The sequence below is a fragment of the Streptomyces sp. BK239 genome (assembly GCF_004217285.1).
GTDB lineage: Bacteria > Actinomycetota > Actinomycetes > Streptomycetales > Streptomycetaceae > Streptomyces.
Genome location: NZ_SHKS01000001.1, coordinates 1,050,009 through 1,076,087 on the forward strand (window position 1 = coordinate 1,050,009; position 26,079 = coordinate 1,076,087).

Genomic DNA, 26,079 nt, shown 5'->3' on the forward strand with positions numbered 1-26,079 from the left:
TCATCCCTCCGGTGGGGCCGGTCGCGTGGTTTCCAGGAGCCCGGCGAGTTCCACGAGGTCGGTGTCGGTGAGGCGGGGGAGAGCGCAGCCGGAGAGGGTGCGGCAGGCCGCGCGCCAGGAGTCGGGGATCGCGGCGGCGCCGCCCAGCGCGCCGGTGAGCGCGCCCGCGAGGGCGGGGGCGGAGTCCGCCACCCGCGACAGACAGGCCGCCGCCGGCACCGCCTCGGCGATCCGGCCGTCGGCGGCGAGGGTGAGAGCCAGGGCCACCGGGACGGTCTCGGCGGCCGCGACGCCGTAGCTGTACACGTGGTCGACGATCTGGTGTTCCAGCAGCGGCACCAGCGCGAAGGCGCTCTCCGCGCGGTGCGCGAGTTCCAGCGCGTGGCGGGCGTTGCGGCCGATCTCCGTCTCCTCGGGCAGTTCGGCGAGGGCGGCCGTCACGCACTCCCGCGTCCGTGCGCCGGCCAGGGCGAGCGCGAGCGCCGCCGCCATCGCCCGGGCGCCGTGCACGCCGTCGCCGTCCTGGGTGTAGCGGGCGTCGAACTCGGCGAGGTCGGCGGCCCGTCGCGGGTCGCCGGGGTGGGCCACGGCGAGCACGCACGCGCGTACGCAGGCGGCGTCGTCGAAGTAGTGCGGGTTGTCGTGCCCGGTCGCGGGCGGGCGCAGACCGGTGGCCAGGTTGCCCAGCCCGGCCCGTACGGAGATGCGGGCGCGCAGGGGCAGTACGGCCGACTCGGCCTCCGGGGCGCGCTCGGCCGCGGCGGCGACCTCGGCGGCGAGGGCGTTCCAGGTGAGGTCGATGGCGGCGCGCATCCGGCGGTCCCGGCTGAGGTCGCCCAGGGCGGTGTCGTCGCCGGCGCGCAGGACGGCCTCGGCGGCGAAGGCCGCCCATTCGGCGTCGTCGGAGGGGCCGAGGCGGAGGGGCTCGGGGGACTGGTTGAGGGCGATGGGGACGGGGAGCGTGGTCGTCGCGTTCTGCTCGGCGAAGGTGTCGAGCTCGCGGGTGAGGCGGCGGGTCCACTCCGGCATGCGGGCCGCTCGGTGGCGGGCGGCGGGCCATCCGGCGGCGTCGCCTGCGGCCAGGCCCAGGAGGAGGCCCTCGGTGCGGGGTGCCTGGCGGCGGGCGGGCGGCTTTACGGCCTCGGCTTCGCCTTCGGCCGGGGGGTGTTTCCCACCCGCACCGCCCGTGCGGCTCTCGTCGCCGGGTGCGGGTGGCCCCTGTGGAGCGCCCCCACCGTCGGCGACCGCGAGTCCGTGGGGCTGCGCTGAGGGTGCGGGGGGTGCGGCTTCTTTCGGCGGTGCGGGGGGTGCGGCTTCTTTCGGTTTTGCCGGGGGTGGTCCGGCCCCGTCCGGCTGGGCGAGGGGCGGGGGGCTGTCCGGCGGTGCTGTGAGTGCGGCGTCGACCGCCGCGTGTGTGGCGTCTTTTGGTGGTGCCCCAGGTGCGGCTTTGCCCGGAGGTGCCGTGTGTGCGGCGTCGTCCGGTGGCGCAGTGAGCGTGGCGTCGTCCGGCGTTGCCCCGGGTGTGGTCCTCTCCGGTGGGGGTGCGGCTGTGGGTTCGGTGGGGTGCGTGGCCGGTGGGGTGGTTTCGGTCCAGGGGGCCGGTGGGGTCATGAGAGGGCCTCCGCCTTGTGGGGGGCGGGGGTGGAGCCGGTGGTGTCCCATCGGCGGTCCTCGTCGGGGATCAGCAGTTCCGCCACGTCCAGGATGTGGTGGCCCGCCATGGAGGGCAGGCACGTGCCGCGCGCCGGGCCGATGGGGGCCGCCCACTCGGGCGGGATCGCCGAGACGCCCTGGGTCGCCCCGGCCAGCGCGCCCGCCACCGCGGCCGTGGTGTCGGCGTCACGGCCCATGTTCACGGCCGTCAGCACGGCGTCCCGGAAGTCGCCGTCCGCCGCCGCGTACGCGCCGAAGGCGAGCGCCACGGCCTCGGGGGCCAGGTCGGTCCACGGATAGCCGCCGATCACGACGGCCGAGCGGACCGCCCGTTCGCCGCGATGGGCGACCGTGACCGCGCGGCGCAGGGAGCGGGCCGTCCAGGAGTCCTCGGGAACGACGGCCAGCGCGGCGGCGACGACGGCGACCGGGGAGGCGCCCGCCATCGCCGCCGCGACCCCCGCCGCGACCGCCTGCCCGCCGTGGATGCCCTCGCCGTCATGGCTGACCGAGCCGTCGACGGCGACGAGCCGGGCCGCCTCGGCGGGCCGGCCGGCCGCGAAGACGCCGAAAGGCGCCGCGCGCATGGCGAGGCCGTCGCTCCAGGCGTGCCGGTGCTGGGCGGAGACGGGCGCGGCCAGCCCCCGGCGCAGGTTCTCCAGGGTGCCGCGCTCGCTGAAGCCCGCCCCGCGGAAGGGCCCTTCGGCGCGGCCGGCGATCCACTGGTGCCAGGCCGCCTCCACATGCGCCGGGGTCAGCGCCGAGCCGTGCCGGGCCAGCAGCAGCCCCGAGAAGATCGCGTACTCGGTGTCGTCCGTGCCGGCAGGCTTCTCGGCGACGTACCCCGTGACGCGGCCCCAGCGGGCGCGGATCTGCGAGGGCCTCATGTTCTCGGCCGGTGCGCCGAGGGCGTCTCCGACGGCGAGGCCGAGCAACGCGCCGCGGGCCCGTTCGCGCAGTCCGACGGCGTCCCCCGGCGCCGTCACCGAGGTGATGCAGGCGGTCGATGCCATACGGGGCCTCTCCTGAGGGGGCTGCGCACGGGCGCGGAGCCCTTTGCGGATGTGTCCCACCGTCGGCGGTTGACCTGAGCCTGCGCGGCCGCCATGTCACCCGGTCGACAGCGAGTCGTTCAGGTGAGCGAAACCAGAGAAAGCGCAGGTTAAGGCAGCCTCTCCTTGCTGGCGGGCGGGGAATCCCGGCCGTAGGGTGGACGTTGTCAAAGGGTAGAAGACGTCCAAAGTTAGCTTAGGCTCAGTTATGGGGGAGTCCCGTGGCCATCATCGAGACGGAAGCCGCGCTGCACGAGGCGCACCGTGACAACCACACCCACCGCGACGTGAACGGAGGCTGGCTGCGTCCCGCCGTCTTCGGTGCGATGGACGGTCTGGTCTCCAATCTCGCCCTGATGACCGGCGTCGCCGGCGGGTCGGTCGGCCGTGCGGGCATCGTGCTCACCGGGCTCGCCGGACTCGCGGCCGGCGCGTTCTCCATGGCCGCCGGTGAGTACACCTCCGTCGCCTCGCAGCGCGAGCTCGTCGAGGCCGAGCTCGACGTCGAACGCCGGGAGCTGCGCAAGCACCCCGAGGACGAGGAGGCGGAGCTCGCCGCGCTGTACGAGGCGCGGGGCGTCGAGGCCTCCCTCGCCCGGCAGGTCGCACGGCAGCTGTCGCGCGATCCCGAGCAGGCCCTGGAGATACACGCCCGCGAGGAGCTGGGCATCGATCCCGGCGACCTGCCCTCGCCGGCGGTCGCCGCCGTGTCGAGCTTCGGCGCCTTCGCGCTCGGCGCGCTGCTGCCCGTCCTGCCGTATCTGCTGGGTGCGAGCGCCCTGTGGCCCGCCGTGCTGCTCGCGCTGCTCGGGCTCTTCCTGTGCGGTGCGGTCGTGGCCAGGGTGACGGCGCGCAGCTGGTGGTACAGCGGCCTGCGCCAGCTCGCCCTCGGAGGAGCGGCCGCCGGTGTGACGTACGCCCTGGGCAGCCTGTTCGGAACCGCCGTAGGATGACGCGGATGCTACTTATGCGAGAGGGCGCATAAGTAGCCGTTACTCGCTGGTTTCGACCGCATGACCACCGGGCATGAGCCGTAAGCGCTGTGGGCAATGACGCCTGCCGTGCACCCGCGGGATGAGCGACGCCGCTCCCTCCGCCTCCACCGCCGATGGACCGATCCGATCGATCCCCGTCCGCACCGGCACCCACATACTTCGAGCCGTGCCGCGGTACCCCCTCCGCACCCCCACGGTGTCCGCATGTTGGAACGGAGTATCCGCTTCCCGAGAACCGCTCCATCATGTAACCTGCACGAAATTTTGCACCGACGCAGAGGGCCAACGTCGTCCCTCGGCAATCTGCATATGCCACTTGACGACGACGGGAGAGCCGATGCGTACGCCGCGCCAGCCGTCCCAGCACTCCATGAATGGCCGAAACTGGTCCTTCATGGATGCTCGCCCTGCTGCGCAGGGTATGTACGACCCCCGCAACGAGCACGACGCCTGCGGCGTCGGATTCGTGGCCACTCTGACGGGCGAGGCGAGCCATACGCTGGTCGAGCAGGCGCTGACCGTCCTGCGCAACCTCGAGCACCGCGGCGCCACCGGCTCCGAGCCGGACTCCGGCGACGGCGCGGGCATCCTCACCCAGGTCCCGGACGCCTTCTTCCGCGAGGTCGCCGGATTCGACCTGCCCGAGGCCGGCTCCTACGCCGTCGGCATCGCCTTCCTCCCCGAGGACGGCGCCCAGGAAGCCGTCTCGCGCATCGAGACGATCGCCGGCGAGGAGGGCCTCACCGTCCTCGGCTGGCGCGAGGTCCCCGTCGCCCCCGAGCTCCTCGGCGCCACCGCGCGTTCGACGATGCCCGCCTTCCGGGAGATCTTCGTCGCCGACGGCGCCAGCGAGGGCATCGCCCTCGACCGCAAGGCCTTCGTGCTGCGCAAGCGCGCCGAGCGCGAGGCCGGCGTCTACTTCCCCTCGCTGTCCGCGCGGACCATCGTCCACAAGGGCATGCTCACCACCGGCCAGCTGGAGCCGTTCTTCCCCGACCTGTCCGACCGCCGCTTCGCCTCGGCCGTCGCCCTGGTCCACTCCCGCTTCTCCACGAACACCTTCCCGAGCTGGCCGCTCGCCCACCCGTACCGCTTCGTCGCGCACAACGGTGAGATCAACACCGTCAAGGGCAACCGCAACTGGATGCGCGCCCGCGAGTCCCAGCTGGTCTCGGACCTGTTCGGCACGGACGACAAGGCCCTCGAGCGGATCTTCCCCGTCTGCACGCCGGACGCCTCCGACTCGGCGTCCTTCGACGAGGTGCTCGAACTCCTTCACCTGGGCGGACGCTCGCTGCCGCACTCCGTGCTGATGATGATCCCGGAGGCGTGGGAGAACCACGACTCCATGGACCCGGCCCGGCGCGCCTTCTACCAGTTCCACTCCACGATGATGGAGCCCTGGGACGGCCCCGCCTGCGTCACCTTCACCGACGGCACCCAGGTCGGCGCCGTCCTCGACCGCAACGGCCTGCGCCCCGGCCGCTACTGGGTCACCGACGACGGTCTCGTCGTCCTCGGCTCCGAGGTCGGCGTCCTCGACATCGACCCCGCCAAGGTCGTCCGCAAGGGCCGGCTGCAGCCCGGCCGCATGTTCCTCGTCGACACCGCCGAGCACCGCATCATCGAGGACGACGAGGTCAAGGCGCAGCTCGCCGCCGAGCACCCCTACGCCGAATGGCTGGAGGCCGGCGAGATCGAGCTGGTCGACCTGCCCGAGCGCGAGCACATCGTGCACACCCACGCCTCGGTCACCCGCCGCCAGCAGACCTTCGGCTACACCGAGGAGGAGCTGCGCGTCATCCTCGCGCCGATGGCCAAGGCCGGCGCCGAGCCGATCGGCTCGATGGGCACCGACTCGCCGATCGCCGCGCTTTCCTCGCGCCCGCGACTGCTCTTCGACTACTTCACCCAGCTGTTCGCCCAGGTCACCAACCCGCCGCTGGACGCCATCCGCGAGGAGCTCGTCACCTCGCTGCGTTCCTCGCTGGGCCCCGAGGGCAACCTCCTGGAGCCGACGGCGGCCTCCTGTCGCAGCGTCACCCTGCCGTTCCCGGTCATCGACAACGACGAGCTGGCCAAGCTCATCCACATCAACGCCGACGGCGACATGCCCGGCTTCAAGGCCGCGACCCTCTCCGGCCTGTACCGGGTGCACGGCGGCGGCGACGCGCTGGCAGCCCGCATCGAGGAGATCTGCGCCGAGGCCGACGCCGCCATAGACAACGGCGCCCGTCTGATCGTCCTGTCCGACCGGCACTCCGACGCCGAGCACGCGCCGATCCCGTCGCTGCTGCTCACCGCGGCCGTCCACCACCACCTCATCCGCACCAAGCAGCGCACCCAGGTGGGCCTGCTGGTCGAGGCCGGCGACGTCCGCGAGGTCCACCACGTGGCCCTGCTGATCGGCTTCGGCGCCGCCGCCGTCAACCCCTACCTGGCCATGGAGTCCGTCGAGGACCTGGTCCGCGCGGGCACCTTCCTGTCGGACATCGAGGCCGAGAAGGCCATCCGCAACCTGATCTACGCCCTCGGCAAGGGCGTCCTGAAGGTCATGTCCAAGATGGGCATCTCCACCGTCGCCTCCTACCGCGGCGCCCAGGTGTTCGAGGCCGTCGGCCTCGACGAGGCCTTCGTGGAGAAGTACTTCAACGGCACCGCCACCAAGATCGGCGGCGTCGGCATCGACGTCGTCGCCCAGGAGGTCGCCGCCCGCCACGCCAAGGCCTACCCGGCGTCCGGCATCGCGCCGGCCCACCGGGCCCTGGAGATAGGCGGCGAGTACCAGTGGCGCCGCGAGGGCGAGCCCCACCTGTTCGACCCGGACACGGTCTTCCGCCTCCAGCACTCCACGCGCACCGGCCGCTACGACATCTTCAAGAAGTACACGGACCGTGTGAACGAGCAGTCCGAGCGGCTCATGACGCTCCGCGGCCTGTTCGGCTTCAAGAGCGAGGGCCGGCAGCCGATCTCCATCGACGAGGTCGAGCCCGTCTCCGAGATCGTCAAGCGCTTCTCCACCGGCGCCATGTCGTACGGCTCCATCTCCCAGGAGGCGCACGAGACCCTCGCCATCGCCATGAACCAGCTGGGCGGCAAGTCCAACACCGGTGAGGGCGGCGAGGACCCGGAGCGCCTGTACGACCCGGCCCGCCGCTCCGCGATCAAGCAGGTCGCCTCCGGCCGCTTCGGCGTGACCTCGGAGTACCTGGTCAACGCGGACGACATCCAGATCAAGATGGCCCAGGGCGCCAAGCCCGGCGAGGGCGGCCAGCTGCCCGGCCACAAGGTGTACCCGTGGGTGGCCAAGACCCGGCACTCCACCCCCGGCGTCGGCCTGATCTCCCCGCCGCCGCACCACGACATCTACTCCATCGAGGACCTGGCCCAGCTGATCCACGACCTGAAGAACGCGAACCCGCAGGCGCGGATTCACGTGAAGCTGGTCTCCGAGGTCGGCGTCGGCACGGTCGCGGCGGGCGTGTCCAAGGCGCACGCGGACGTCGTCCTCATCTCCGGCCACGACGGCGGCACCGGCGCCTCCCCGCTGACCTCGCTGAAGCACGCGGGCGGCCCCTGGGAGCTCGGCCTCGCCGAGACCCAGCAGACCCTGCTGCTCAACGGCCTGCGCGACCGGATCGTCGTGCAGACCGACGGCCAGCTCAAGACCGGCCGCGACGTGATCATCGCCGCGCTGCTCGGCGCCGAGGAGTTCGGTTTCGCGACCGCGCCGCTCGTCGTCTCCGGCTGCGTCATGATGCGCGTCTGCCACCTGGACACCTGCCCGGTCGGCATCGCCACCCAGAACCCGACGCTGCGCGAGCGCTACACCGGCAAGGCCGAGCACGTGGTGAACTTCTTCCAGTTCATCGCGCAGGAGGTCCGCGAGCTGCTGGCCGAGCTGGGCTTCCGCTCCATCGAGGAGGCCGTCGGCCACGCCGAGGTCCTCGACGTGACGCGGGCGGTCGACCACTGGAAGGCGCAGGGCCTCAACCTGGAGCCCCTCTTCCACGTGCCCGAACTGCCCGAGGGCGCGGCGATGCACCAGGTCGTCGCCCAGGACCACGGCCTGGCGAAGGCGCTCGACAACGAGCTGATCAAGCTCGCCGCCGACGCCCTGGCCGCGGACTCCGCGACCGACGCCCAGCCGGTGCGCGCCCAGGTCCAGATCCGCAACATCAACCGCACGGTCGGCACCATGCTCGGCCACGAGGTGACGAAGAAGTTCGGCGGCGCGGGCCTGCCCGAGGACACCATCGACATCACCTTCACCGGCAGCGCGGGCCAGTCCTTCGGCGCCTTCCTGCCGCGCGGCGTCACGCTGCGCCTGGAGGGCGACGCCAACGACTACGTCGGCAAGGGCCTGTCCGGCGGCCGTGTGATCGTCCGTCCCGACCGGGGCGCCGACCACCTCGCCGAGTACTCGACGATCGCGGGCAACACGATCGCCTACGGCGCGACCGGCGGCGAACTGTTCCTGCGCGGCCGCACCGGTGAGCGGTTCTGCGTCCGCAACTCCGGCGCGACGGTCGTCTCCGAGGGCGTGGGCGACCACGGCTGCGAGTACATGACCGGCGGTCACGCGGTCGTCCTCGGCGAGACGGGCCGCAACTTCGCGGCCGGCATGTCGGGCGGCATCGCCTACGTCATCGACCTGGACCGCGACAACGTCAACGTGGGCAACGTCGACGCGATCGAGGCCCTGGACGACACCGACAAGCAGTGGCTGCACGACGTGGTGCGCCGCCACGCCGAGGAGACCGGATCGACGGTCGCCGAGAAGCTGCTCGCCGAGTGGGACGACGCCGTGGAGCGCTTCAGCAAGATCATCCCCAGCACGTACAAGGCAGTGCTCGCCGCCAAGGTCGCCGCCGAGCAGGCCGGTCTCTCCGAGACCGAGATCACCGAGAAGATGATGGAGGCGGCGATCAATGGCTGACCCGAAGGGCTTCCTGAACCACGGGCGTGAGGTCGCCAAGTCCCGCCCCGTCGACGTCCGCATCAAGGACTGGAACGAGGTCTACGTTCCCGGCTCGCTGCTGCCGATCATCAGCAAGCAGGCCAGCCGGTGCATGGACTGCGGCATCCCGTTCTGCCACAACGGCTGTCCGCTGGGGAACCTGATCCCCGAGTGGAACGACTACGCCTACCGCGAGGACTGGGGGGCCGCCTCGGAGCGGCTCCACGCGACGAACAACTTCCCGGAGTTCACCGGGCGGCTGTGCCCGGCCCCGTGCGAGTCGGCGTGCGTGCTCGGCATCAACCAGTCGCCGGTGACCATCAAGAACGTCGAGGTCTCGATCATCGACAAGGCGTGGGAGACCGGTGACGTCGCCCCGCAGGCGCCCGAGCGTCTGTCCGGCAAGACGGTCGCCGTGATCGGCTCGGGCCCGGCCGGTCTGGCCGCCGCCCAGCAGCTGACCCGGGCCGGCCACACCGTCGCCGTCTACGAGCGCGCGGACCGTATCGGCGGCCTCCTGCGCTACGGCATCCCCGAGTTCAAGATGGAGAAGCGGCACATCAACCGCCGCATCGAGCAGATGCGCGCGGAGGGCACCCGCTTCCGCACCGGCGTGGAGATCGGCCGCGACCTCAAGGCGACCGACCTGAAGAAGCGCTACGACGCGGTCGTCATCGCCGCCGGCGCCACCACCGCCCGCGACCTGCAGGTCCCCGGACGCGAGCTCAAGGGCGTCTACCAGGCCATGGAGTACCTGCCGCTGGCCAACAAGGTGCAGGAGGGCGACTTCGTGGCGCCCCCGATCTCCGCCGAGGGCAAGCACGTCGTCGTCATCGGCGGCGGCGACACCGGCGCGGACTGCGTGGGCACCGCCCACCGCCAGGGCGCGGCCTCCGTCACCCAGCTGGAGATCATGCCCCGCCCGGGCGAGGAGCGGAACGCGGTCGCCCAGCCGTGGCCGACCTTCCCGATGCTCTACAAGGTCACCTCGGCGCACGAGGAGGGCGGCGAGCGGGTCTACGCCGTCTCCACCACCCACTTCGAGGGCGACGAGGACGGCAACGTCCAGTGGCTTCACCTCACCGAGGTGGAGTTCATCGAGGGCAAGCTGACCCCGAAGCCGGGCACCGAGCGCAAGATCCCCGCCCAGCTGGTCACCCTCGCCATGGGCTTCACCGGCACCGACCGCGAGAACGGCCTGGTCGAGCAGTTCGGCCTGGAGCTCGACGAGCGCGGCAACATCGCCCGCGACGCCGACTTCCAGACCAACGTCCCGGGCGTGTACGTCGCCGGCGACGCCGGCCGCGGCCAGTCCCTCATCGTGTGGGCGATCGCGGAGGGCCGCTCGGCCGCCCGCGGCGTCGACCGCCACCTGAGCGGAGCCAGCGACCTGCCGGCCCCGATCCGCCCGACGGACCGCGCCCTGACGGTCTGACGGCACCTCACAGACGTCCCGTACAACGGCGTGCGGAACACAGACGGCGCCTGCCCAGTCCCCGACCGGACCCCGGGCAGGCGCCGTCGCACTGTGTGCGGGTGTGGGAGAGTGAGGCCATGGTGGCGATCAGTCTCAGCAAGGTGGAGGAGACCGCGCCCGCTCTGGTCAGCCTCTACAAGAGCGCCGGGGAGTCCCTCGTCGAGCACGGTCTCGACGGGCAGCGAGCCGCTGTCTATCTGGTGGTCGATCACTCGGGCTCGATGCGGCCCTACTACGGCGACGGCAGCGTGCAGGCGCTCGCCGACCGGGTGCTGGGGCTCTCCGCCCACCTCGACGACGACGGCCGGGTGCCCGTCGTGTTCTTCTCCACCGAAGTGGACGCCGTCACCGAGATCGCGCTCTCGGATCACGCGGGGCGGATAGAGCGGTGCGTGGCCGGTCTCGGGCACATGGGCCGGACGAACTACCACCTCGCGATGGACGCCGTCATCGACCACTACCTCGACAGCGGCTCGCAGGACCCGGCGTTCGTCGTGTTCCAGACCGACGGCGGCCCCAGCAGCAAGGCGGCTGCCGAGCGGTATCTGTGCAAGGCGGCCAAGCTGCCGCTGTTCTGGCAGTTCATCGGTTTCGGGGACCCTCGCAGCAGGCAGTTCGACTTCCTGCGCAGGCTCGACGAACTGGCCGTGCCGGGCAAGCGGGTCGTCGACAACGCCGGTTTCTTCCACGCCGGTTCCGACCCGCGGCGAATGACCGACGCGGAGCTGTACGACCGGCTCCTCGGTGAGTTCCCCCAGTGGCTGGCGGCGGCGCGCCACCAGGGCATCGTGCGGGGCCGCTGAGTCAGGCTGTGTCGAGGACTGTGGTGCGGCAGGCTTGGGGGGTGCCCCAGGAGTGGCGGAGGGACTGGGCCTTGGTGAGCCACAGAGAGAGGTCGTGTTCGGCTGTGTAGCCGAGCGCGCCGTGCAGGTGCAGGGCGGCGCGGGCGGTGGTGTACGCCGCCTCGCAGGCGCTGACCTTCGCGGCGGCCACGTCGGCCGCGGTCATGGTGAGGGCGGCTCCGAGGACCAAAGGGCGGGCGAACTCCAGGGCGATCTTCGCGTCCGCCAGCCGGTGCTTGACCGCCTGGAAGGAGCCGATCGGCACTCCGAACTGGGTGCGCCGCCCGACGTGGGCCACGGTGCGCTCGAGCAGCGTCAGGCCGACGCCCAGGGCCTGGGCGGCGGTGGCGAGGCGCGCCCACAGCAGGGGGGACGCCGGCGCGGGGGTGAGGAGTTCGCCGCCCGGGAGGAGGGCGGTGAGGCGGCGGGCGGGGTCGAGGCCGGTGCGGACGGGGCCCGCGCCGGGGGCCAGCCGCAGCCCGTCGGCGGAGAGGGACAGGTGCAGCGTCGCCACGTCGCCGTCCAGGGCGGGCACACCGTCGTACGCCAGCGTCGCCATCGTCTCCCCGGCCGCGATCCCCGGCAGGAAGCGCTTCGCGTGCGGGGTCCGCGCGAGCAGCGCGGCGGCGGTCACCGTCTCCACGAGCGGTCCCGGCACCGCGTGCCGCCCCAACTCGACGAAGGCGACGGCGACTTCGACGGGACGTGGCCCCAGCCCCTCGTACTCCTCCGGAACCGCCAGCGCGAAGACGCCCGCCTGCGCGATACGGGACCACAGCGCACGGCCGCCCGCCGGGTCGCCGCGACTCCAGTCCCGTATCACCGAGGGCGTGCCCGCCGCGGTGAGCATCGCGTGCAGGGAGGCCGCGAAGTCCCGCTGCTGGTCGTCGAGGCGAAAACGCATCAGCGGCGCCCCTTCGGCAGGCCGAGCAGGCGTTCGGCGATGATGTCCCGCTGGATCTCGTTGGCCCCGGCGTAGATCGGGCCGGCGAGCGCGAACACGTACCGCTCGGCCCAGTCGGCGTCGGCCGGCTCGCCGTCCCCGCCGAGCAGGTCGAGGGCCGTCTCGTGCAGCGCGATGTCGTACTCGGACCAGAACACCTTGTTCAGGCTGGACTTGGGCCCCAGGGACTCGCCCGCCAGGAAGCGGGACGCGGCCGCGAAGGTGAACAACCGGTAGGCGCGGGCGCCGATCACGGCGTCGGCGACCCGCTCCCGAGCCCACTCGGGGGCGCCCCGCGCCCGCCACAAGTCCCGCAGTCGGTCCGCGCTCGCCAGGAAGCGGCCGGGGGAGCGCAGAGTGAGGCCGCGTTCGTTGGCGGCCGTCGCCATGGCGATCCGCCAGCCCTGCCCGGGCTCGCCGATGACGTCCTCGTCCGGCACGAACACCTCGTCCAGGAACAGCTCGGCGAACGCCGGCTTCCCGTCGAGCCGGCCGATCGGACGGACCGTGACGCCCGGCGCCCGCAGGTCGAACATGACGTAGGTGAGGCCCTGGTGGGGCTTCGGCGCGTCCGGGTCGCTGCGGAACAGCCCGAAGGCCCGGTCGGCGAAGGCGGCGCGGGAGGACCACGTCTTCTGTCCGCTCAGGAGCCAGCCGCCGGCCGTGCGCACCGCCCTGGCCCTGAGCGACGCCAGGTCCGAGCCGGCCTCTGGCTCCGACCAGGCCTGCGCCCACACCACCTTGCCGGTCGCCATCGACGGCAGGACGCGGTCGCGCTGCTCCTCGGTGCCGTGCTCGAACAGGGTGGGGGCCAGCAGGCTCACGCCGTTCTGGTTGACGCGTCCGGGCGCGCCGGCCGCGTAGTACTCCTCCTCGAACAGCAGCCAGCCGATCAGCCCGCAGTCCCTCCCCCCGTACGCCGTCGGCCAGTTCACCACCGACCAGCGGTCCGCGGCGAGCTCGGCCTCCCAGGCGCGGTGCGCGGCGAAACCGGCCTCGGTCTCCAGCGAGGGCAGGGGCGACGACGGCACATGCGCCGCCAGCCAGGCCCGGGCACCGGCCCGAAGCGCTTCCTCTTCCGGCGTGAAGGCGAGATCCATCGACGACGTCCTTCCCTAACAAGTGTTTGGTAGGTTAGCGTGGCCCTATGACAGGCGTCGAGACTCCGGCCTACGTCCCCGGACACGGACTTCTGGCGGGCCGCACCGCCGTCGTCACCGCCGCCGCAGGCGCGGGCATCGGCGGCGCCACCGCCCGCCGCTTCCTCCAGGAGGGCGCCCGCGTACTGATCAGCGACGCCCACACGCGCCGCCTCAAGGAACACCACGCCGCGCTCGCCGCCGAGTTCGGCGACGCCGCGGTGACCGCCCTGCCGTGCGACGTGACGGACGAGGACCAGGTCCGCGCCCTGTTCGACGCCGCCGTCGACGCGCACGGACGGCTCGACGTCGTCGTCAACAACGCCGGCCTCGGCGGCACCGCACACCTGACCGACATGAGCGACGAGCAGTGGACCCGCGTCCTGGACGTCACACTGAACGGCACCTTCCGCTGCACCCGCGCCGCCCTCAGACGCATGCGGCCCGCCGGCGGCGGAGTCATCGTCAACAACGCCTCCGTCGCCGGCTGGCGCGCCCAGGCCGGACAGGCCCACTACGCGGCCGCCAAGGCCGGCGTCATGGCGCTGACCCGCTGCGCCGCCGTCGAAGCCGCCGACTACGGCGTACGGGTCAACGCGGTGGCCCCCAGCCTCGCCATGCACCCGCACCTCGCCAAGGTCACCACCCCCGAACTGCTCCAGGAGCTCACCGCGCGCGAGGCCTTCGGACGCCACGCCGAGCCCTGGGAGGTCGCCAACGTGATCGTCTTCCTCGCCTCCGACTACTCCTCCTACCTGACCGGCGAAGTCCTGTCGGTCAGCAGCCAGCGCGCCTGAGGCGGAGGCGACAATGAACGCGTGCCTACCAAGAAGAAGCCCCAGGTGACCGCCCCGGAACCGGCCGCGGCCGGCGGCGCCCGCGACCGCCGCGGCGAACTCCTCAACACCGCCGCCGAGGTCTTCGCCGAACAGGGCTACAACGCCACCACCGTCCGCAAGATCGCGGACCACGCGGGCATGCTCGCGGGCAGCCTCTACTACCACTTCGACTCCAAGGAGTCGATGCTGGAGGAGATCCTGCGCACCTTCCTCGACGAACTCTGGGACGGCTACGACACCGTCCTCGGCGCCCGGCTCGGCCCGCGCGAGACACTCGAAGCGCTCGTCACCGAATCCTTCCGGGAGATCGACCGGCACCGCGCCGCCGTCGCCATCTACCAGAAGGAGAGCCGGCAACTCGTCGCCCAGGAACGGTTCGCGTTCCTCGCCGAGTCACAGGCCAGGTTCGAGAAGACGTGGCTGTCCACACTGGAACGCGGGGTCGCCGACCGGGCCTTCCGCGCCGACCTCGACGTCCGGCTCACCTACCGGTTCGTCCGCGACACCGTCTGGGTCGCCGCCTCCTGGTACCGGCCCGGCGGACAGCACAGCCCGGAGGACATCGCCCGCCAGTACCTGTCGATGGTGCTGGACGGGATCGCCGTACGCGAATGACCGCGCAAGCAGATTCCCCAGGGAGTGGATGACATGGCCGAGGCCTACATCGTCGAAGCGGTCCGCACGCCCGTCGGGCGACGCGGGGGAGGACTCAGCGGCGTCCATCCCGCCGACCTGGGCGCGCACGTCCTCAAAGCCCTCGTCGCCCGGGCCGGCGTCGACCCGGCCGCCGTCGAGGACGTCGTCTTCGGCTGCCTGGACGCCGTCGGCCCGCAGGCCGGCGACATCGCCCGCACCTGCTGGCTCGCCGCCGGACTGCCCGAGGAGGTGCCCGGCGTCACCGTCGACCGGCAGTGCGGATCCTCCCAGCAGGCCGTGCACTTCGCCGCGCAGGGCGTGCTCTCCGGCACCCAGGACCTCGTCGTCGCCGGCGGCGTGCAGAACATGTCGCAGATCCCCATCGCCTACGCCACCCGGCAGGCCGCCGAACCGCTCGGCTTCACCCAGGGCCCCTTCGCCGGCAGCGAGGGCTGGCGCGCCCGCTACGGCGACCGGCCCGTCAACCAGTTCGCCGGCGCCGAGATGATCGCCGCCAAGTGGGGCATCAGCCGCACCGACCAGGAGGAGTTCGCGCTGCGCTCCCACCGGCGGGCGCTGCGCGCCGTCGACGAGGGCCGCTTCGAACGCGAGACCGTCCCCTACGGCGACGTCACCGTCGACGAAGGACCCCGCCGCGACACCTCCCTGGAGAAGATGGCCCAACTCAAGCCCGTCATCCCCGGCGGAACCGTCACCGCCGCCTGCTCCTCCCAGGTGTCCGACGGAGCGGCCGCCCTGCTGCTCGCCTCCGAACGCGCGGTGCGCGAACACGGTCTGACCCCCCGCGCCCGCGTCCACCACCTGTCGGTACGTGGCGAGGACCCCGTCCGCATGCTCACCGCCCCCATCCCCGCCACCGCCCACGCGCTGAAGAAGACGGGCCTGTCCCTCGACGACATCGACCTCGTCGAGATCAACGAGGCGTTCGCACCCGTCGTCCTGGCCTGGCTGAAGGAGACCGGCGCGGACCCCGCCAAGGTCAACGTCAACGGCGGCGCGATCGCCCTCGGCCACCCCCTCGGCGCGACGGGCGCCAAACTCATGACCACCCTCCTGAACGAACTGGAACGCACCGGCGGCCGCTACGGCCTCCAGACCATGTGTGAGGGCGGAGGCCAGGCCAACGTCACCATCATCGAACGCGTCTGAGCGAGCGTCAGCGCACTCGGACGGGCGCGGACGCCGTCCGCGCCGGCACCCTCGCCGGCGCCTTCACCTACGGCGTCCCCCCGGCGTCCGACCACCGCTCGACGACCGTCCTCGTCATGCCACCCCCGAACCACCGGACACCGGCAACGCGCCCACGGCCGCCCGGGCTTCGTCCAACAGCCGCTCCACCAGCTCCGCGCACGAGGGCAGATCCTCGATCACCCCCGCCACCTGCCCCGCCGCCATCACCCCCAGATCCGTCCGCCCGTCCACCATCGCCGACCGCAACAGCATCGGTGTGTTCGCGGCGAGCAGCACCTGACTCCACGACAGGTCCTTGCCGTGCCGCAACGCCAACCCCTCACGCACCATCTCCCCCCACCCCAGCCCCGACAGCCGCCGGAACCGAGCCGCATGCCGCACCGCCCGCGACAGCGCCCGCACCCGCCCCGACCGTTCCAGCGACTCCACCAGCTCCGTACGCAGCATGCGGTGCGGCAGGCCGTCCACCGCCCGCGTCACCGTCACGTCCCGGACCGTCGCCGCCAGATACCGCGCCTTCACCGCGTCCGGCACCGTCGAGTCCGACGTCAGCAGGAACCGCGTGCCCATCGCGACCCCCGCCGCCCCGTACGCCAGCGCCGCGACCAGGCCCCGCCCGTCGAAGAAGCCGCCCGCCGCCACCACCGGCACGTCCACGGCGTCCACGACCTGCGGCAGCAGCACCGTCGTCGCCACCTCCCCGGTGTGCCCGCCGCCCTCACCGCCCTGCACCAGCACCGCGTCCGCACCCCACGCCACGACCTTCTCCGCGTGCCGGCGCGCCCCCACGGACGGGATCACGACGACACCGGACTCCTTCAGCTCGGCGATCAGCTCCCGGGACGGGGCCAGCGCGAACGACGCCACCCGCACCCCCTCGTCCACCATCACCCGCACCCTGTCCCCGGCGTCCCGCGCGTCCGCCCGCAGATTGACCCCGAACGGCGCGTCCGTACGGGACTTCACCTCACGTATCGCTTCCCGCAGACCGTCGACGGTCATCGTCGCCGAGGCGAGGACGCCCAGCGCACCGGCGTTCGCCACCGCCGACACCAGACGCGGCCCGGCCACCCACCCCATCCCCGTCTGCACGATCGGACACCGGACGCCGACCAGCCGGGTGAACGCGGTCTCCATCAGTGCGCGACCTCCCGCACCCGGGCGCCCCCCGGATCGATCACCTCACGGATCAGCCGCAACTCCTCCACCGTCGGCTCCCGCGTGCACGGCACCTCGTCCGGGACGCAGAGCGCGAACCCCGTCGCCTCCCGCACCTCCTCCACGCTCACCCCCGGATGCAGCGAGACCAGCCGCATCGAACGGTCGGGGCCGCCGAAGTCCAGGACGCACAGGTCGGTGACCACCCGCACGAGACGGTGGTGAGGCGCGTCGCCGGCACGGTCGTACCCCACCCCGCACACCATGTCGACCTTCTCCACGAAGACCCGCCGCGAGTGCCTCGGCACCCAGTAACTCGTCGGATTGTTCAGGGTGTTGACGGGTGCTCCCCGCACCCCGAGCAACTGCCGGGCCGGCCGCGCCCAGTCGCCGATGCACGAGATGTTCTGGTTGCCGAACCGGTCGATCTGGCTCGCCCCCATCATCACGTGCCGCCGCCCTCCCGTCACCAGCGCCAGATGCTGCCGGTAGGGCAGCCACCCCTCGACTGCGCCGCCCGGGCCCACGAGCAGCGCCTCGCCGTCGGTCAGCAGCACCTGGGGAGCGAAGGTGAGCCGGGCGAGCCGGGCGCCGACCGAGGGGATCAGCCCCATGGGACTCACCAGGACCTCACCCGCCCCCCGCCACACCTCCGCGCAGGCGACGACGCAGTACTCGGCCCGGGTGACCGCCGGCGAACCGGCCCCCACCTCCGCTGAACCGGCCCCCACGTCCGCCGAACCGGCCCCCGCCTCCGCCGAACCGGCCCAGGCCTCTGCCGGCCCCCCGCGTTCCTCCGATCCGCGCCCGGTCCGCTCCCGCTCCTTCACGTCTCCTCCCCGACCGCCGACCGGTACGCCCGTTCGTCCCCGGCGAGGTACCGCGCCGCGAACTGCGGCCACGCCGTGGTCGCGTACCGCTTCTGGAACGCCTCGTCCCGGCCGTAGTCGGGCGCGCACGACGTGAAGTGCGCCCCGTTCGGGGCCTCGACCACACCCGTCACCGTGTGCCGCTTGAGCAGCAGCGACTGCGGCGCCGCCTCCTTAGTCAACTCCGCCGTGTCGACGACCCGTTCGCAGGACACGTAAGCCGCGTCCGCCGCCTCGCAGAACAGGTCGTCGAAGTAGGGGTCGGGCCCCAGATACTGCCCGTTGCCCAGCCGGTCGGCCCGGTTGACGTGCACCAGCGCCGCGTCCAGCCGCAACGCGGGCATCGCCACGAACGTCTCCCCGTCCTCATAGGGCGAGGTCACCGTCCGCAGACCCGGGTTGACCCGCATCACGTCCGAACCCAGCCCCGCCCGCACCGGCAGGAACGGCATCCGGTGGGCGGCCGCCCGCAGCCCCCACATGAACATCGCCTCGTCGACCTCCGTCAGCTCGAAGGCCCCCCGCTCCCGCGCCGCCCGGTAGTGCGGTTCGAGCGGGATCGAGTCCAGCGTGACGAAGGCGGTCACCAGTCTCCTGATCCGGCCGGCCGCCGCGAGCATGCCCACGTCCGGACCGCCGTACGACACCACCGTCAGGTCTCCGACATCGGAGCGGAGCAGCGCGCGGACCAGCGCCATCGGCTTGCGCCGTGAACCCCAGCCGCCGATCCCCAGCGTCATCCCGCTCTCCAGGCGGGACACCGCCTCCTCGGCGGTCATCGTCTTGTCGCTCACCCGCGTTCCCCCTTCCCGGCCGCCTCGGCCCCTCCGAAGCGCGCCCGGACCCGCTCGCCCACCCCGCTCGCCCCCGCCTCGTAGGTGAACCCCTGCTCGAAGCGGTAGCTGCGGCGGACGTCCACCGGATCGATCCCGTTGAGAGCGGCCTTGGCCAGCCGCAGCAACTCCCCGTCCTTCGAGGCGATCTCCCGGGCCAGCTCCAGCGCGCCCGCGACCACCTCGTCGGGCGGCACCACCCGCCACACCGCGCCGTGCGCCCGTAACTCCCGCGCCGAGACCGTGCGCGAGGTGTAGTACAGCGTGCGCATCAAATGCTGGGGGACCAGCCGGGCCAGATGCGTGGCCGCGCCGAGCGCTCCCCGGTCCAGCTCCGGCAGCCCGAACACCGCGTCCTCACCCGCCACGATCGCGTCCGCGTTCCCCACCAGACCCACCCCGCCGCCCAGACAGAAACCCCGCACCGCCGCCACCACCGGCACCTCGCACTCGTACACCGCCGCGAACGCCTCGAAGCAGCCGCGGTTGGCCCCCACCAGCGCACCGTCCCCCCGCGCCTGTATCTCCTTGATGTCCACGCCCGCGTTGAAGCCCCGCCCCTCGGCGGCCAGCACCACGCACCGCACCTCGGGATCGCGGCCTGCCATGCGCACCGCCTCGGCCAGGGCGAACCAGCCGGCCACCGGCACGGCGTTCACCGGCGGGAAGTCGACCGTGACGACGGAAATCCCCTTTTCCGGGGACGAGGTGGAGACACCCATGGACGCATCAGCTACCTTCGCACTCAGCTACCTTTCCACCAAACATTTGTTAGGTGTGAGGCTTCGAAGCTAGCAGTCGCCACGGACGAGCGGGAGGGCCTGTGGATAACTCGCTGCACGGCAGAACGGCCGTCATCACCGGCGGCACCCGCGGAGTCGGCGCCGGCATCGCACAGGCCTTCGCCGAAGCCGGCGCCCACGTCATCGTCTGCGCCCGCCGACCCCCCGAACTCACTCTGCCCAAAACGGAGTTCGCTGAACTGGACGTCCGGGACGCCGAAGCCGTACGGCGCTTCTTCACCGGCCTGCCCCGCCTCGACGTACTCGTCAACAACGCGGGCGGCACCCCCCACCGCCCCCTCGCCCCCACCGATGCCGGACACCACGTCCGCGTCCTCGAACTCAACCTCCTCGCCCCGCTGACCGTGTCCCTCGCCGCCTACGAGCACCTTCGGCGCACCCGCGGCTCGATCGTGATGATCGGCAGCGTCAGCGGCTCACGCCCCTCGCCCGGCACCGCCGCCTACGGCGCGGCCAAGGCCGGCCTGGAGAGCCTCGCCCGCTCGATGGCCGTCGAATGGGCGCCGGACGTCCGCGTCAACACCGTCGTCCCCGGCATGGTCCGCACCGAGCGGTCCCACCTCCACTACGGGGACGACGACGGCGTCGCCGCCGTCGCCCGCACCGTCCCCCTCGGCCGTCTCGCCGAGCCCAGCGACATCGGCGCGGCGGCCGTCTTCCTCGCCTCCGACGCCGCCGCCTACATCAGCGGCGCCGGCCTCCTCGTCCACGGCGGCGGCGAGCGGCCCGCGTTCCTCGACGCGGCAAGCGCGGCAGAGCCCACGACGCCAGACAGGGAGAAGTGAGATGACAGGACTGTGCACGGGGCGGGTCGTCGTCGTCACCGGCGCCGGACGGGGCCTGGGCCGCGCCCACGCCCTCGCGTTCGCCGCCGAGGGCGCCCGGCTCGTCGTCAACGACCTCGGCGTCGGCCTCGACGGCGCATCCGGCCCCGGCGAGACCCCCCACCCCGGCGACGCCTCCCACCCCGGCGGGGCTCCCGGCCTCGGCAGCCCCGCCGCCCGCGTCGCAGCCGAGATCCGCGCGGCCGGCGGCGAGGCCGTCGCCCACACCGGCGACATCGCCACCGCCGAGGGCGCCGCCTCCCTCGTCACCACCGCGCTGGACACGTACGGCCGCCTCGACACTCTCGTCAACAACGCCGGCTTCCTGCGCGACCGGATGCTCGTCAACCTCGACGAGGACGACTGGGACGCCGTCGTACGCGTCCACCTCAAGGGCCACTTCCTGCCCCTCAAGCACGCCGCCGCGCACTGGCGTGCCGAGGCCAAGGCCGGCCGCGCACCCGACGCCCGGATCATCAACACCAGCAGCGGCGCGGGACTGCTCGGCTCGGTCGGACAGGGCAACTACAGCGCCGCCAAAGCCGGCATCCTCACCCTGACCCTGGTCGCCGCCGCCGAACTCGCCCGCTACGGCGTCCAGGTCAACGCCGTCGCCCCCGCCGCCCGCACCCGTATGACCGAACGCACCTTCGCCGACACCATGGCCGCGCCCGCCGCGGGCTTCGACGCGATGGCCCCCGAGAACGTCTCCCCGCTGGTCGTCTGGCTCGGCTCCGCCGCCAGCGAGGGCGTCACCGGCCGCGTGTTCGAGGCGGAGGGCGGCCGCATCACCGTCATGGAGGGCTGGCGCGCCGGCCCGACCATGGACAAGGGCGCACGCTGGACCCCGGCGGACGCGGGGGAGACGGCACGCATGCTGCTGGAACGAGCGGAACCGCCGGGGAGGGTGTACGGGGCGTGACAGCCGGGCCGGCCCGCGCGCCGAAGCTGCCCGACCCCGGCGCGGCCACGACACCAGCCCGCCCTGCCCCGACGCCGGCCACATGCCACCGAGGGCCTGGGAAACCCCCGCCCGTCGGCTACGTGTCGCACTCCAGCACCGTCCGGCACAACCCGCACCGCGCCCGCACCCGCCCGCGCACCGGCACCCGGATCCGCTGAAGACACGTCGGACACGAGAACGCCACCCGCAGCGGACCGCCCGCGTCCGGGACGAAGTCGTACGGCGCGTCCGCCACGACGGCGAGCGGCCGGTGATCCTGCGCGTGCCGCCGGTCACGCGCGTACCGCCGCCGCCCCGACCACCCCGCCGCCGACAACGGCGGCTGCCGCTCGTCGAGCCGCGCCCGCTCCCGCCCCCGCACATACGCCGTGTACGCCTGCGCACTGGTGAACCACGTCGACGGGTCCTCCCCGAAGACCAGCGCCCGCTTCGCCAGCACGTACCCGAACTCCTCCGGAGTCAGATACCCCAGCTTCTGCGACGAGACCGCGTCCTCCCGGTAGGCGTCCAGCAGCAGCCAGCCCGCACCCAGATACGTCGTCGCCGTGTCGGTGAGGATCTCGTTCTCCCGGGTCCCGGGGAACGACAGGCCCAGCCGGTGCAGGAAGACATGCATGATCTCGTGGGCCAGCGCCGCGCCGATGTCCCGCCGATGCGCCCGGAACCGCTCGTTGAGCTCGACGAAGTACTCCGGGCCCGCCGCCAGCTCCACGTTCGCCGCATGCCGCATCTCACGGAACCCCACGATCATCCGGGCGTCCGGCAGCCGGTAGTGCCGCACCAGCTCACGCGCCACCCGCTGCGCACCCAGATACAGGTCGTCGGAGTCGCAGAACGCCACGTCCGCCGGGGCCACGCTGACCGCGAACCGGTGCACCGTGTCGTACGACAACCGCCTGTACAGCGCGGTGACGGCCGCCCGCACCGTCTCCAGATGCGGAAAGCCGTGCTCGACCGGACCACCGTTCGCCACGTCCGTACCCCCAAGACGTCCCGGCACGCAGTGCAGCCGTCTCCACTGTACGAGGATCCGAACCGCACGAGGATCCGAACCGCACAAAGGTCCGAACCGTACGAGGATCCGACGACACGGCAACCCCCGACCGCCGCCGATCCCACCGCCCGCCCACCCCGCCACCAGGGACGACGGACTAGGGTGAACGCCCATGACCACCAGCGACACCAGCGGCACCGCAACCGGCGACGTCGACCCCGCCGTCCGCGAAGAGCTCGAACGGCTGCGGGCCAGCATCGACAACATCGACGCCGCCGTCATCCACATGCTCGCCGAACGCTTCAAGGCGACCCAGCAGGTCGGCCACCTCAAGGCCCGCCACCAGCTGCCCGCCGCCGACCCCGCGCGAGAGGGACGCCAGATCGCCCGGCTGCGCGCCCTCGCCGAGAGCGCCAAACTCGACCCGGCCTTCGCCGAGAAGTTCCTCAACTTCATCATCGCCGAGGTCATCCGCCACCACGAGCGCATCGCCGACGACACCGTCAACGGCGCGGCCCCCACCACCGGCTGACCTCGACGGACGGCCCCCGCACGCCGGCCCACCGCACAACCCGCACCCCCTCAGGCGCCCGCCGCGCCGCACCCACCCGTACGAACCGGCCGGTACGCCGTGTCAGCCGACGAGCACTGCCCGTCAGCGTTCCGACGTAAGCTGGTGGTCCCATCGCGGAGGGACGTCGGGTCATGCCGCCGGATGCCAAGATCCTCATCGTCGACGACCACCAGGACACGCTGTACGCGCTCGAAAGCGCACTGGCCCCCCTGGGATACCGCCTCGCCCGCGCCACCAGCGGCGACGAAGCACTCAAGCAGGTACTGCGCGGACAGGTCGGCCTGCTTCTCCTCGACGTGCGCATGCCCGGCGTCAGCGGACTCGACGTCGTGCGCTACATGCGGCGGCTGGAACAGACCCAGCACGTCCCCGTCATCCTGCTCACCGGCTTCGGACCCGACCACGAACTGACCTCCGCCGCCTTCGAACTACGCGTCGCCGACCTCGTCATGAAACCCGTCGACCCCTGGGCACTGCGCACCAAAGTCCGCTACCTCTACGACGCCCACCGACGCCACCTCGCCCTCGAACACGAAGTACGCGCCCTGCGCGCACTGGTCAAAGACCCCGCGGCCGCCGTCCCCGACACCCGCGTCCCCCTCCAACGCGAAAACGACCCCCACCCCCCGCTCCCCACAGCCCCCTAGCACGGCGGCTCCGGCGCGAGAAGCGACAAACGGCGCGTACCGATCCGCCCCTGTGCCCCCGCCGCGCCATCAGGCAGCATGGCCCCCATGTCCGTACTGACGCGCGACGAAGCGCAGACCCGTGCCCAGCTCCTCGACGTCCGCGACTACACCGTCGAACTCGACCTGACCACCGGCGACGAGACCTTCGAGTCCCTGACCGTCATCCGGTTCACCGCGCGCACGGGCGCGGACACCTTCGTCGAGCTCAAGCCGGCCACCCTGCACACCGCCACCCTCGACGGGAAACCCCTCGACACGGAACTCCTCGACGACAACCGCCTGCCCCTGAAGAACCTCACCGCCGGCGACCACGAACTCACCGTCCGGGCCACCATGCGCTACTCCCGCACCGGCGAGGGCATGCACCGCTTCACCGATCCTGCCGACGGCGAAACCTACGTCTACACCCAGATGTTCATGGACGACGTCCAACGCGTCTTCGCCGCCTTCGACCAGCCCGACCTCAAAGCCGTCTTCACCCTCACCGTCAAAGCCCCCGACGGCTGGACCGTCCTCGCCAACGGCATCACCGAACACACCGACGGCACCTGGAAAGCCGCCCCCACCCCACCCATCTCCACCTACCTCGTCGCCGTCGCCGCCGGCCCCTGGCACTCCGTCCACACCGAACACCGCGCCCTCCCCTTCGGCATCCACTGCCGCCGCTCCCTCGCCCCCTACCTCGACGCCGACGCCGACGAGATCCTCGACGTCACACGCGCGTGCTTCGACCGCTACCACGAGAAGTTCGAAGAGCCCTACCCCTTCGACTCCTACGACCAGGCCTTCGTCCCCGAGTTCAACGCCGGCGCCATGGAGAACCCCGGACTGGTCACCTTCCGCGACGACTTCGTCTACCGCTCCGCCGTCACCGACACCGAACGCCAGACCCGCGCCATGGTCATCGCCCACGAAATGGCCCACATGTGGTTCGGCGACCTCGTCACCCTCAAGTGGTGGGACGACATCTGGCTCAACGAGTCCTTCGCCGAATACATGGGCTACCAGACCACCGCCGAAGCAACCCGCTTCACCGCCACCTGGACCGAGTTCGGCGTCGTCCGCAAAGCCTGGGGCTACGACGCCGACCAACGCCCCTCCACCCACCCCGTCGCCCCCGAGAACGTCGAGGACACCGCCTCCGCCCTCCTCAACTTCGACGGCATCTCCTACGCCAAGGGCGCCTCCGCACTACGCCAACTCGTCACCTGGCTCGGCGAGAAGGACTTCCTCGCCGGCATCAACACCCACTTCGCCCGCCACCGCTTCGCCAACGCCACCCTCGCCGACTTCATCGACTCCCTCGCCTCCAGCACCCAACGCGACGTCCACGCCTGGGCCGACGCCTGGCTGCGCACCACCGGCGTCGACACCCTCACCCCCACCGTCACCACCGACGCCGGCCAGTGCGCCCTCACCGTCGAACACACCGGCAACCGCCCCCACCGCATCGCCGTAGGCCTCTACGACCAGGACCACTCCGACGAAGACGGCCACCTCACCCTGCGCGAACACCTCGAGATCGACATCCCCCAGACCACCCCCCACCCCATCGGCAAACGCCCCGCCCTGCTCCTCCTCAACGACCGCGACCTCACCTACACCAAGATCCGCTTCGACCCCGCCTCCCACGACACCGTCCGCACCGCCCTCTCCGGCCTCCCCGACCCCCTCACCCGCGCCGTCGTCTGGAACGCCCTGCGCGACGCCGTCCGCGACGGCGAACTCACCCCCACCGCCTACCTGGACACCGCCCGCGCCCACCTCCCCCAGGAAACCGACCTCGCCCTCGTCCAAGGCGTCCTCGCCTTCGCCTCCGGCCAGATCGCCGACCGCTACGTCACCCCCGAAGAGCGCCCCGCCGCCCTCGCCACCCTCTCCTCCCTCTGCCGCGACCTCATCCGCCGCACCGAGGACGGCGACCACCCCGGCCTGCGCCTCGTCGCCGTACGCCACTTCATCGACGCTGCCGCACACCCCGAGACCCTCGCCGCCTGGCTCGCCGACGGCACCGTCCCCGGCGGCCCCGAACTCGACCCCGACCTGCGCTGGCGCGTCCTCGCCCGCCTCGCCGTCCTCGGCGCCACCGACGAAACCGCCATCGCCGCCGAACTCGAACGCGACCCCTCCGCCGACGGCCAGGAAGGCGCCGCCCGTTGCCGCGCCGCCCTGCCCGACCCACACGCCAAGGAACAGGCGTGGACCGCGATGTTCGACGGCGACGACCTCTCCAACTACCTCTTCACCGCCACCGCCCAGGGCTTCTGGCAGCCCGAACAGGCCGACCTGGTACGCGCGTACGTACCCCGCTTCTACGACGACGCGGCCGCCCTCGCCACCCGGCGGGGCCCCGCCATCGCCGACGCCGCCGGCCGCTGGGCCTTCCCCGCCTACGCCGTCGACGCCGAGAACCTCGCCCTGGGCGAGACCTGCCTGCGCGACGCCGACCTCACCCCGTCACTGCGCCGCAAACTCCACGACCAGCTCGACGACCTCGCACGGGCCCTGCGGGTACGCGGCGCCTGACAACGGCCTCCAGAGGCGGGCCGGCCACCACCCGCGGGCGGGCCCCAAACCACCGGAGCGGGCGCACAAGCCCGCAGGGCGGGCCCCAAGCCACCAG

Annotated in this window: 21 protein-coding genes; 12 read left to right on the forward strand and 9 right to left on the reverse strand. The window is 72.4% G+C overall.

Annotated elements, in window-relative coordinates; genetic code table 11:
* Together EV567_RS04605 and EV567_RS04610 are read right to left on the reverse strand one after the other, a co-directional pair.
* Complete coding sequence (locus EV567_RS04605) at positions 1-1,611, reverse strand: ADP-ribosylglycohydrolase family protein (RefSeq protein WP_165430300.1); 1,611 nt, start codon at positions 1,609-1,611, stop codon at positions 1-3.
* Positions 1,608-2,666 carry an ADP-ribosylglycohydrolase family protein gene (locus tag EV567_RS04610; RefSeq protein ID WP_130437270.1) on the reverse strand — a complete coding sequence of 353 codons (1,059 nt, stop codon included), beginning with the start codon at positions 2,664-2,666 and terminating at the stop codon, positions 1,608-1,610. The genes EV567_RS04605 and EV567_RS04610 overlap by 4 nt, the downstream gene beginning before the upstream one ends.
* A gap of 260 nt (positions 2,667-2,926) precedes the next feature.
* Between EV567_RS04610 and EV567_RS04615 the strand changes: the two genes are divergently transcribed.
* The 4 genes from EV567_RS04615 (at position 2,927) to EV567_RS04630 (ending at position 10,940) form a co-directional block, all read left to right on the forward strand.
* Positions 2,927-3,658 (forward strand): VIT1/CCC1 transporter family protein, encoded by a 732-nt coding sequence (locus tag EV567_RS04615; RefSeq protein ID WP_130437271.1) that lies wholly within the window; start codon positions 2,927-2,929, stop codon positions 3,656-3,658.
* A gap of 379 nt (positions 3,659-4,037) precedes the next feature.
* A complete protein-coding gene (gene gltB, locus EV567_RS04620) occupies positions 4,038-8,639 on the forward strand; it encodes a glutamate synthase large subunit (RefSeq protein WP_130437272.1) in 4,602 nt (1,533 codons plus the stop codon).
* Entirely contained in the window at positions 8,632-10,095 is a 1,464-nt protein-coding gene (locus EV567_RS04625; protein WP_130437273.1) for a glutamate synthase subunit beta, read from the forward strand. Before gltB ends, EV567_RS04625 begins: the two co-directional genes overlap by 8 nt.
* A 119-nt stretch (positions 10,096-10,214) precedes the next feature.
* The gene (locus EV567_RS04630; RefSeq protein ID WP_130437274.1) at positions 10,215-10,940 is read left to right on the forward strand and encodes a VWA domain-containing protein; all 726 of its coding nucleotides are present in this window, start codon (positions 10,215-10,217) and stop codon (positions 10,938-10,940) included.
* A gap of 1 nt (position 10,941) precedes the next feature.
* On the opposite strand, the gene EV567_RS04635 is transcribed toward EV567_RS04630, so the two are convergent.
* Positions 10,942-11,883, reverse strand: a complete 942-nt coding sequence (locus EV567_RS04635; RefSeq protein WP_130437275.1) for an acyl-CoA dehydrogenase family protein — start codon at positions 11,881-11,883, stop codon at positions 10,942-10,944.
* Entirely contained in the window at positions 11,883-13,022 is a 1,140-nt protein-coding gene (locus tag EV567_RS04640; protein WP_130437276.1) for an acyl-CoA dehydrogenase family protein, read from the reverse strand. The genes EV567_RS04635 and EV567_RS04640 overlap by 1 nt, the downstream gene beginning before the upstream one ends.
* 47 nt (positions 13,023-13,069) lie before the next feature.
* Between EV567_RS04640 and EV567_RS04645 the strand changes: the two genes are divergently transcribed.
* Genes EV567_RS04645 through EV567_RS04655 form a run of 3 tightly spaced genes read left to right on the forward strand, consistent with a single transcriptional unit; the run spans position 13,070 to position 15,706 of the window.
* Positions 13,070-13,858: an SDR family oxidoreductase gene (locus EV567_RS04645; protein WP_130437277.1), complete on the forward strand. Its 789-nt coding sequence runs from the start codon at positions 13,070-13,072 to the stop codon at positions 13,856-13,858.
* Between the two features lie 21 nt (positions 13,859-13,879).
* Complete coding sequence (locus tag EV567_RS04650) at positions 13,880-14,515, forward strand: TetR/AcrR family transcriptional regulator (protein ID WP_130437278.1); 636 nt, start codon at positions 13,880-13,882, stop codon at positions 14,513-14,515.
* Positions 14,516-14,548: 33 nt separating this feature from the next.
* Positions 14,549-15,706: an acetyl-CoA C-acetyltransferase gene (locus EV567_RS04655; RefSeq protein WP_130437279.1), complete on the forward strand. Its 1,158-nt coding sequence runs from the start codon at positions 14,549-14,551 to the stop codon at positions 15,704-15,706.
* 114 nt (positions 15,707-15,820) lie between these two features.
* On the opposite strand, the gene EV567_RS04660 is transcribed toward EV567_RS04655, so the two are convergent.
* The 4 genes from EV567_RS04660 to EV567_RS04675 all read right to left on the reverse strand — a co-directional run bounded on the left by EV567_RS04660 (position 15,821) and on the right by EV567_RS04675 (position 19,330).
* The gene (locus EV567_RS04660; RefSeq protein ID WP_130437280.1) at positions 15,821-16,885 is read right to left on the reverse strand and encodes a nitronate monooxygenase family protein; all 1,065 of its coding nucleotides are present in this window, start codon (positions 16,883-16,885) and stop codon (positions 15,821-15,823) included.
* Entirely contained in the window at positions 16,885-17,616 is a 732-nt protein-coding gene (locus tag EV567_RS04665) for a CoA-transferase subunit beta (RefSeq protein ID WP_130437281.1), read from the reverse strand. Before EV567_RS04665 ends, EV567_RS04660 begins: the two co-directional genes overlap by 1 nt.
* A 116-nt stretch (positions 17,617-17,732) precedes the next feature.
* Positions 17,733-18,569: a CoA transferase subunit A gene (locus EV567_RS04670; protein ID WP_130437282.1), complete on the reverse strand. Its 837-nt coding sequence runs from the start codon at positions 18,567-18,569 to the stop codon at positions 17,733-17,735.
* Entirely contained in the window at positions 18,566-19,330 is a 765-nt protein-coding gene (locus tag EV567_RS04675; RefSeq protein ID WP_130437283.1) for an enoyl-CoA hydratase family protein, read from the reverse strand. The genes EV567_RS04670 and EV567_RS04675 overlap by 4 nt, the downstream gene beginning before the upstream one ends.
* A gap of 101 nt (positions 19,331-19,431) precedes the next feature.
* Between EV567_RS04675 and EV567_RS04680 the strand changes: the two genes are divergently transcribed.
* Together EV567_RS04680 and EV567_RS04685 are read left to right on the forward strand one after the other, a co-directional pair.
* Entirely contained in the window at positions 19,432-20,196 is a 765-nt protein-coding gene (locus EV567_RS04680) for an SDR family oxidoreductase (protein WP_242620667.1), read from the forward strand.
* 1 nt (position 20,197) lies between these two features.
* Positions 20,198-21,157 carry an SDR family oxidoreductase gene (locus EV567_RS04685; RefSeq protein ID WP_130437284.1) on the forward strand — a complete coding sequence of 320 codons (960 nt, stop codon included), beginning with the start codon at positions 20,198-20,200 and terminating at the stop codon, positions 21,155-21,157.
* A gap of 118 nt (positions 21,158-21,275) precedes the next feature.
* Here EV567_RS04685 and EV567_RS04690 read toward each other — a convergent pair whose 3' ends face one another.
* Positions 21,276-22,172, reverse strand: a complete 897-nt coding sequence (locus tag EV567_RS04690; RefSeq protein ID WP_130437285.1) for a hypothetical protein — start codon at positions 22,170-22,172, stop codon at positions 21,276-21,278.
* Between the two features lie 193 nt (positions 22,173-22,365).
* On the opposite strand from EV567_RS04690, the gene EV567_RS04695 reads away from it, so the two are divergent.
* The 3 genes from EV567_RS04695 (at position 22,366) to pepN (ending at position 25,982) form a co-directional block, all read left to right on the forward strand.
* On the forward strand, positions 22,366-22,725 hold the full coding sequence (locus EV567_RS04695; RefSeq protein WP_130437286.1) for a chorismate mutase: 360 nt from the start codon (positions 22,366-22,368) through the stop codon (positions 22,723-22,725).
* 173 nt (positions 22,726-22,898) lie between these two features.
* Positions 22,899-23,414, forward strand: a complete 516-nt coding sequence (locus EV567_RS04700) for a two-component system response regulator (protein WP_130437287.1) — start codon at positions 22,899-22,901, stop codon at positions 23,412-23,414.
* Positions 23,415-23,501: 87 nt separating this feature from the next.
* On the forward strand, positions 23,502-25,982 hold the full coding sequence (gene pepN, locus EV567_RS04705) for an aminopeptidase N (RefSeq protein ID WP_130437288.1): 2,481 nt from the start codon (positions 23,502-23,504) through the stop codon (positions 25,980-25,982).
* Positions 25,983-26,079: the final 97 nt, after the last annotated feature.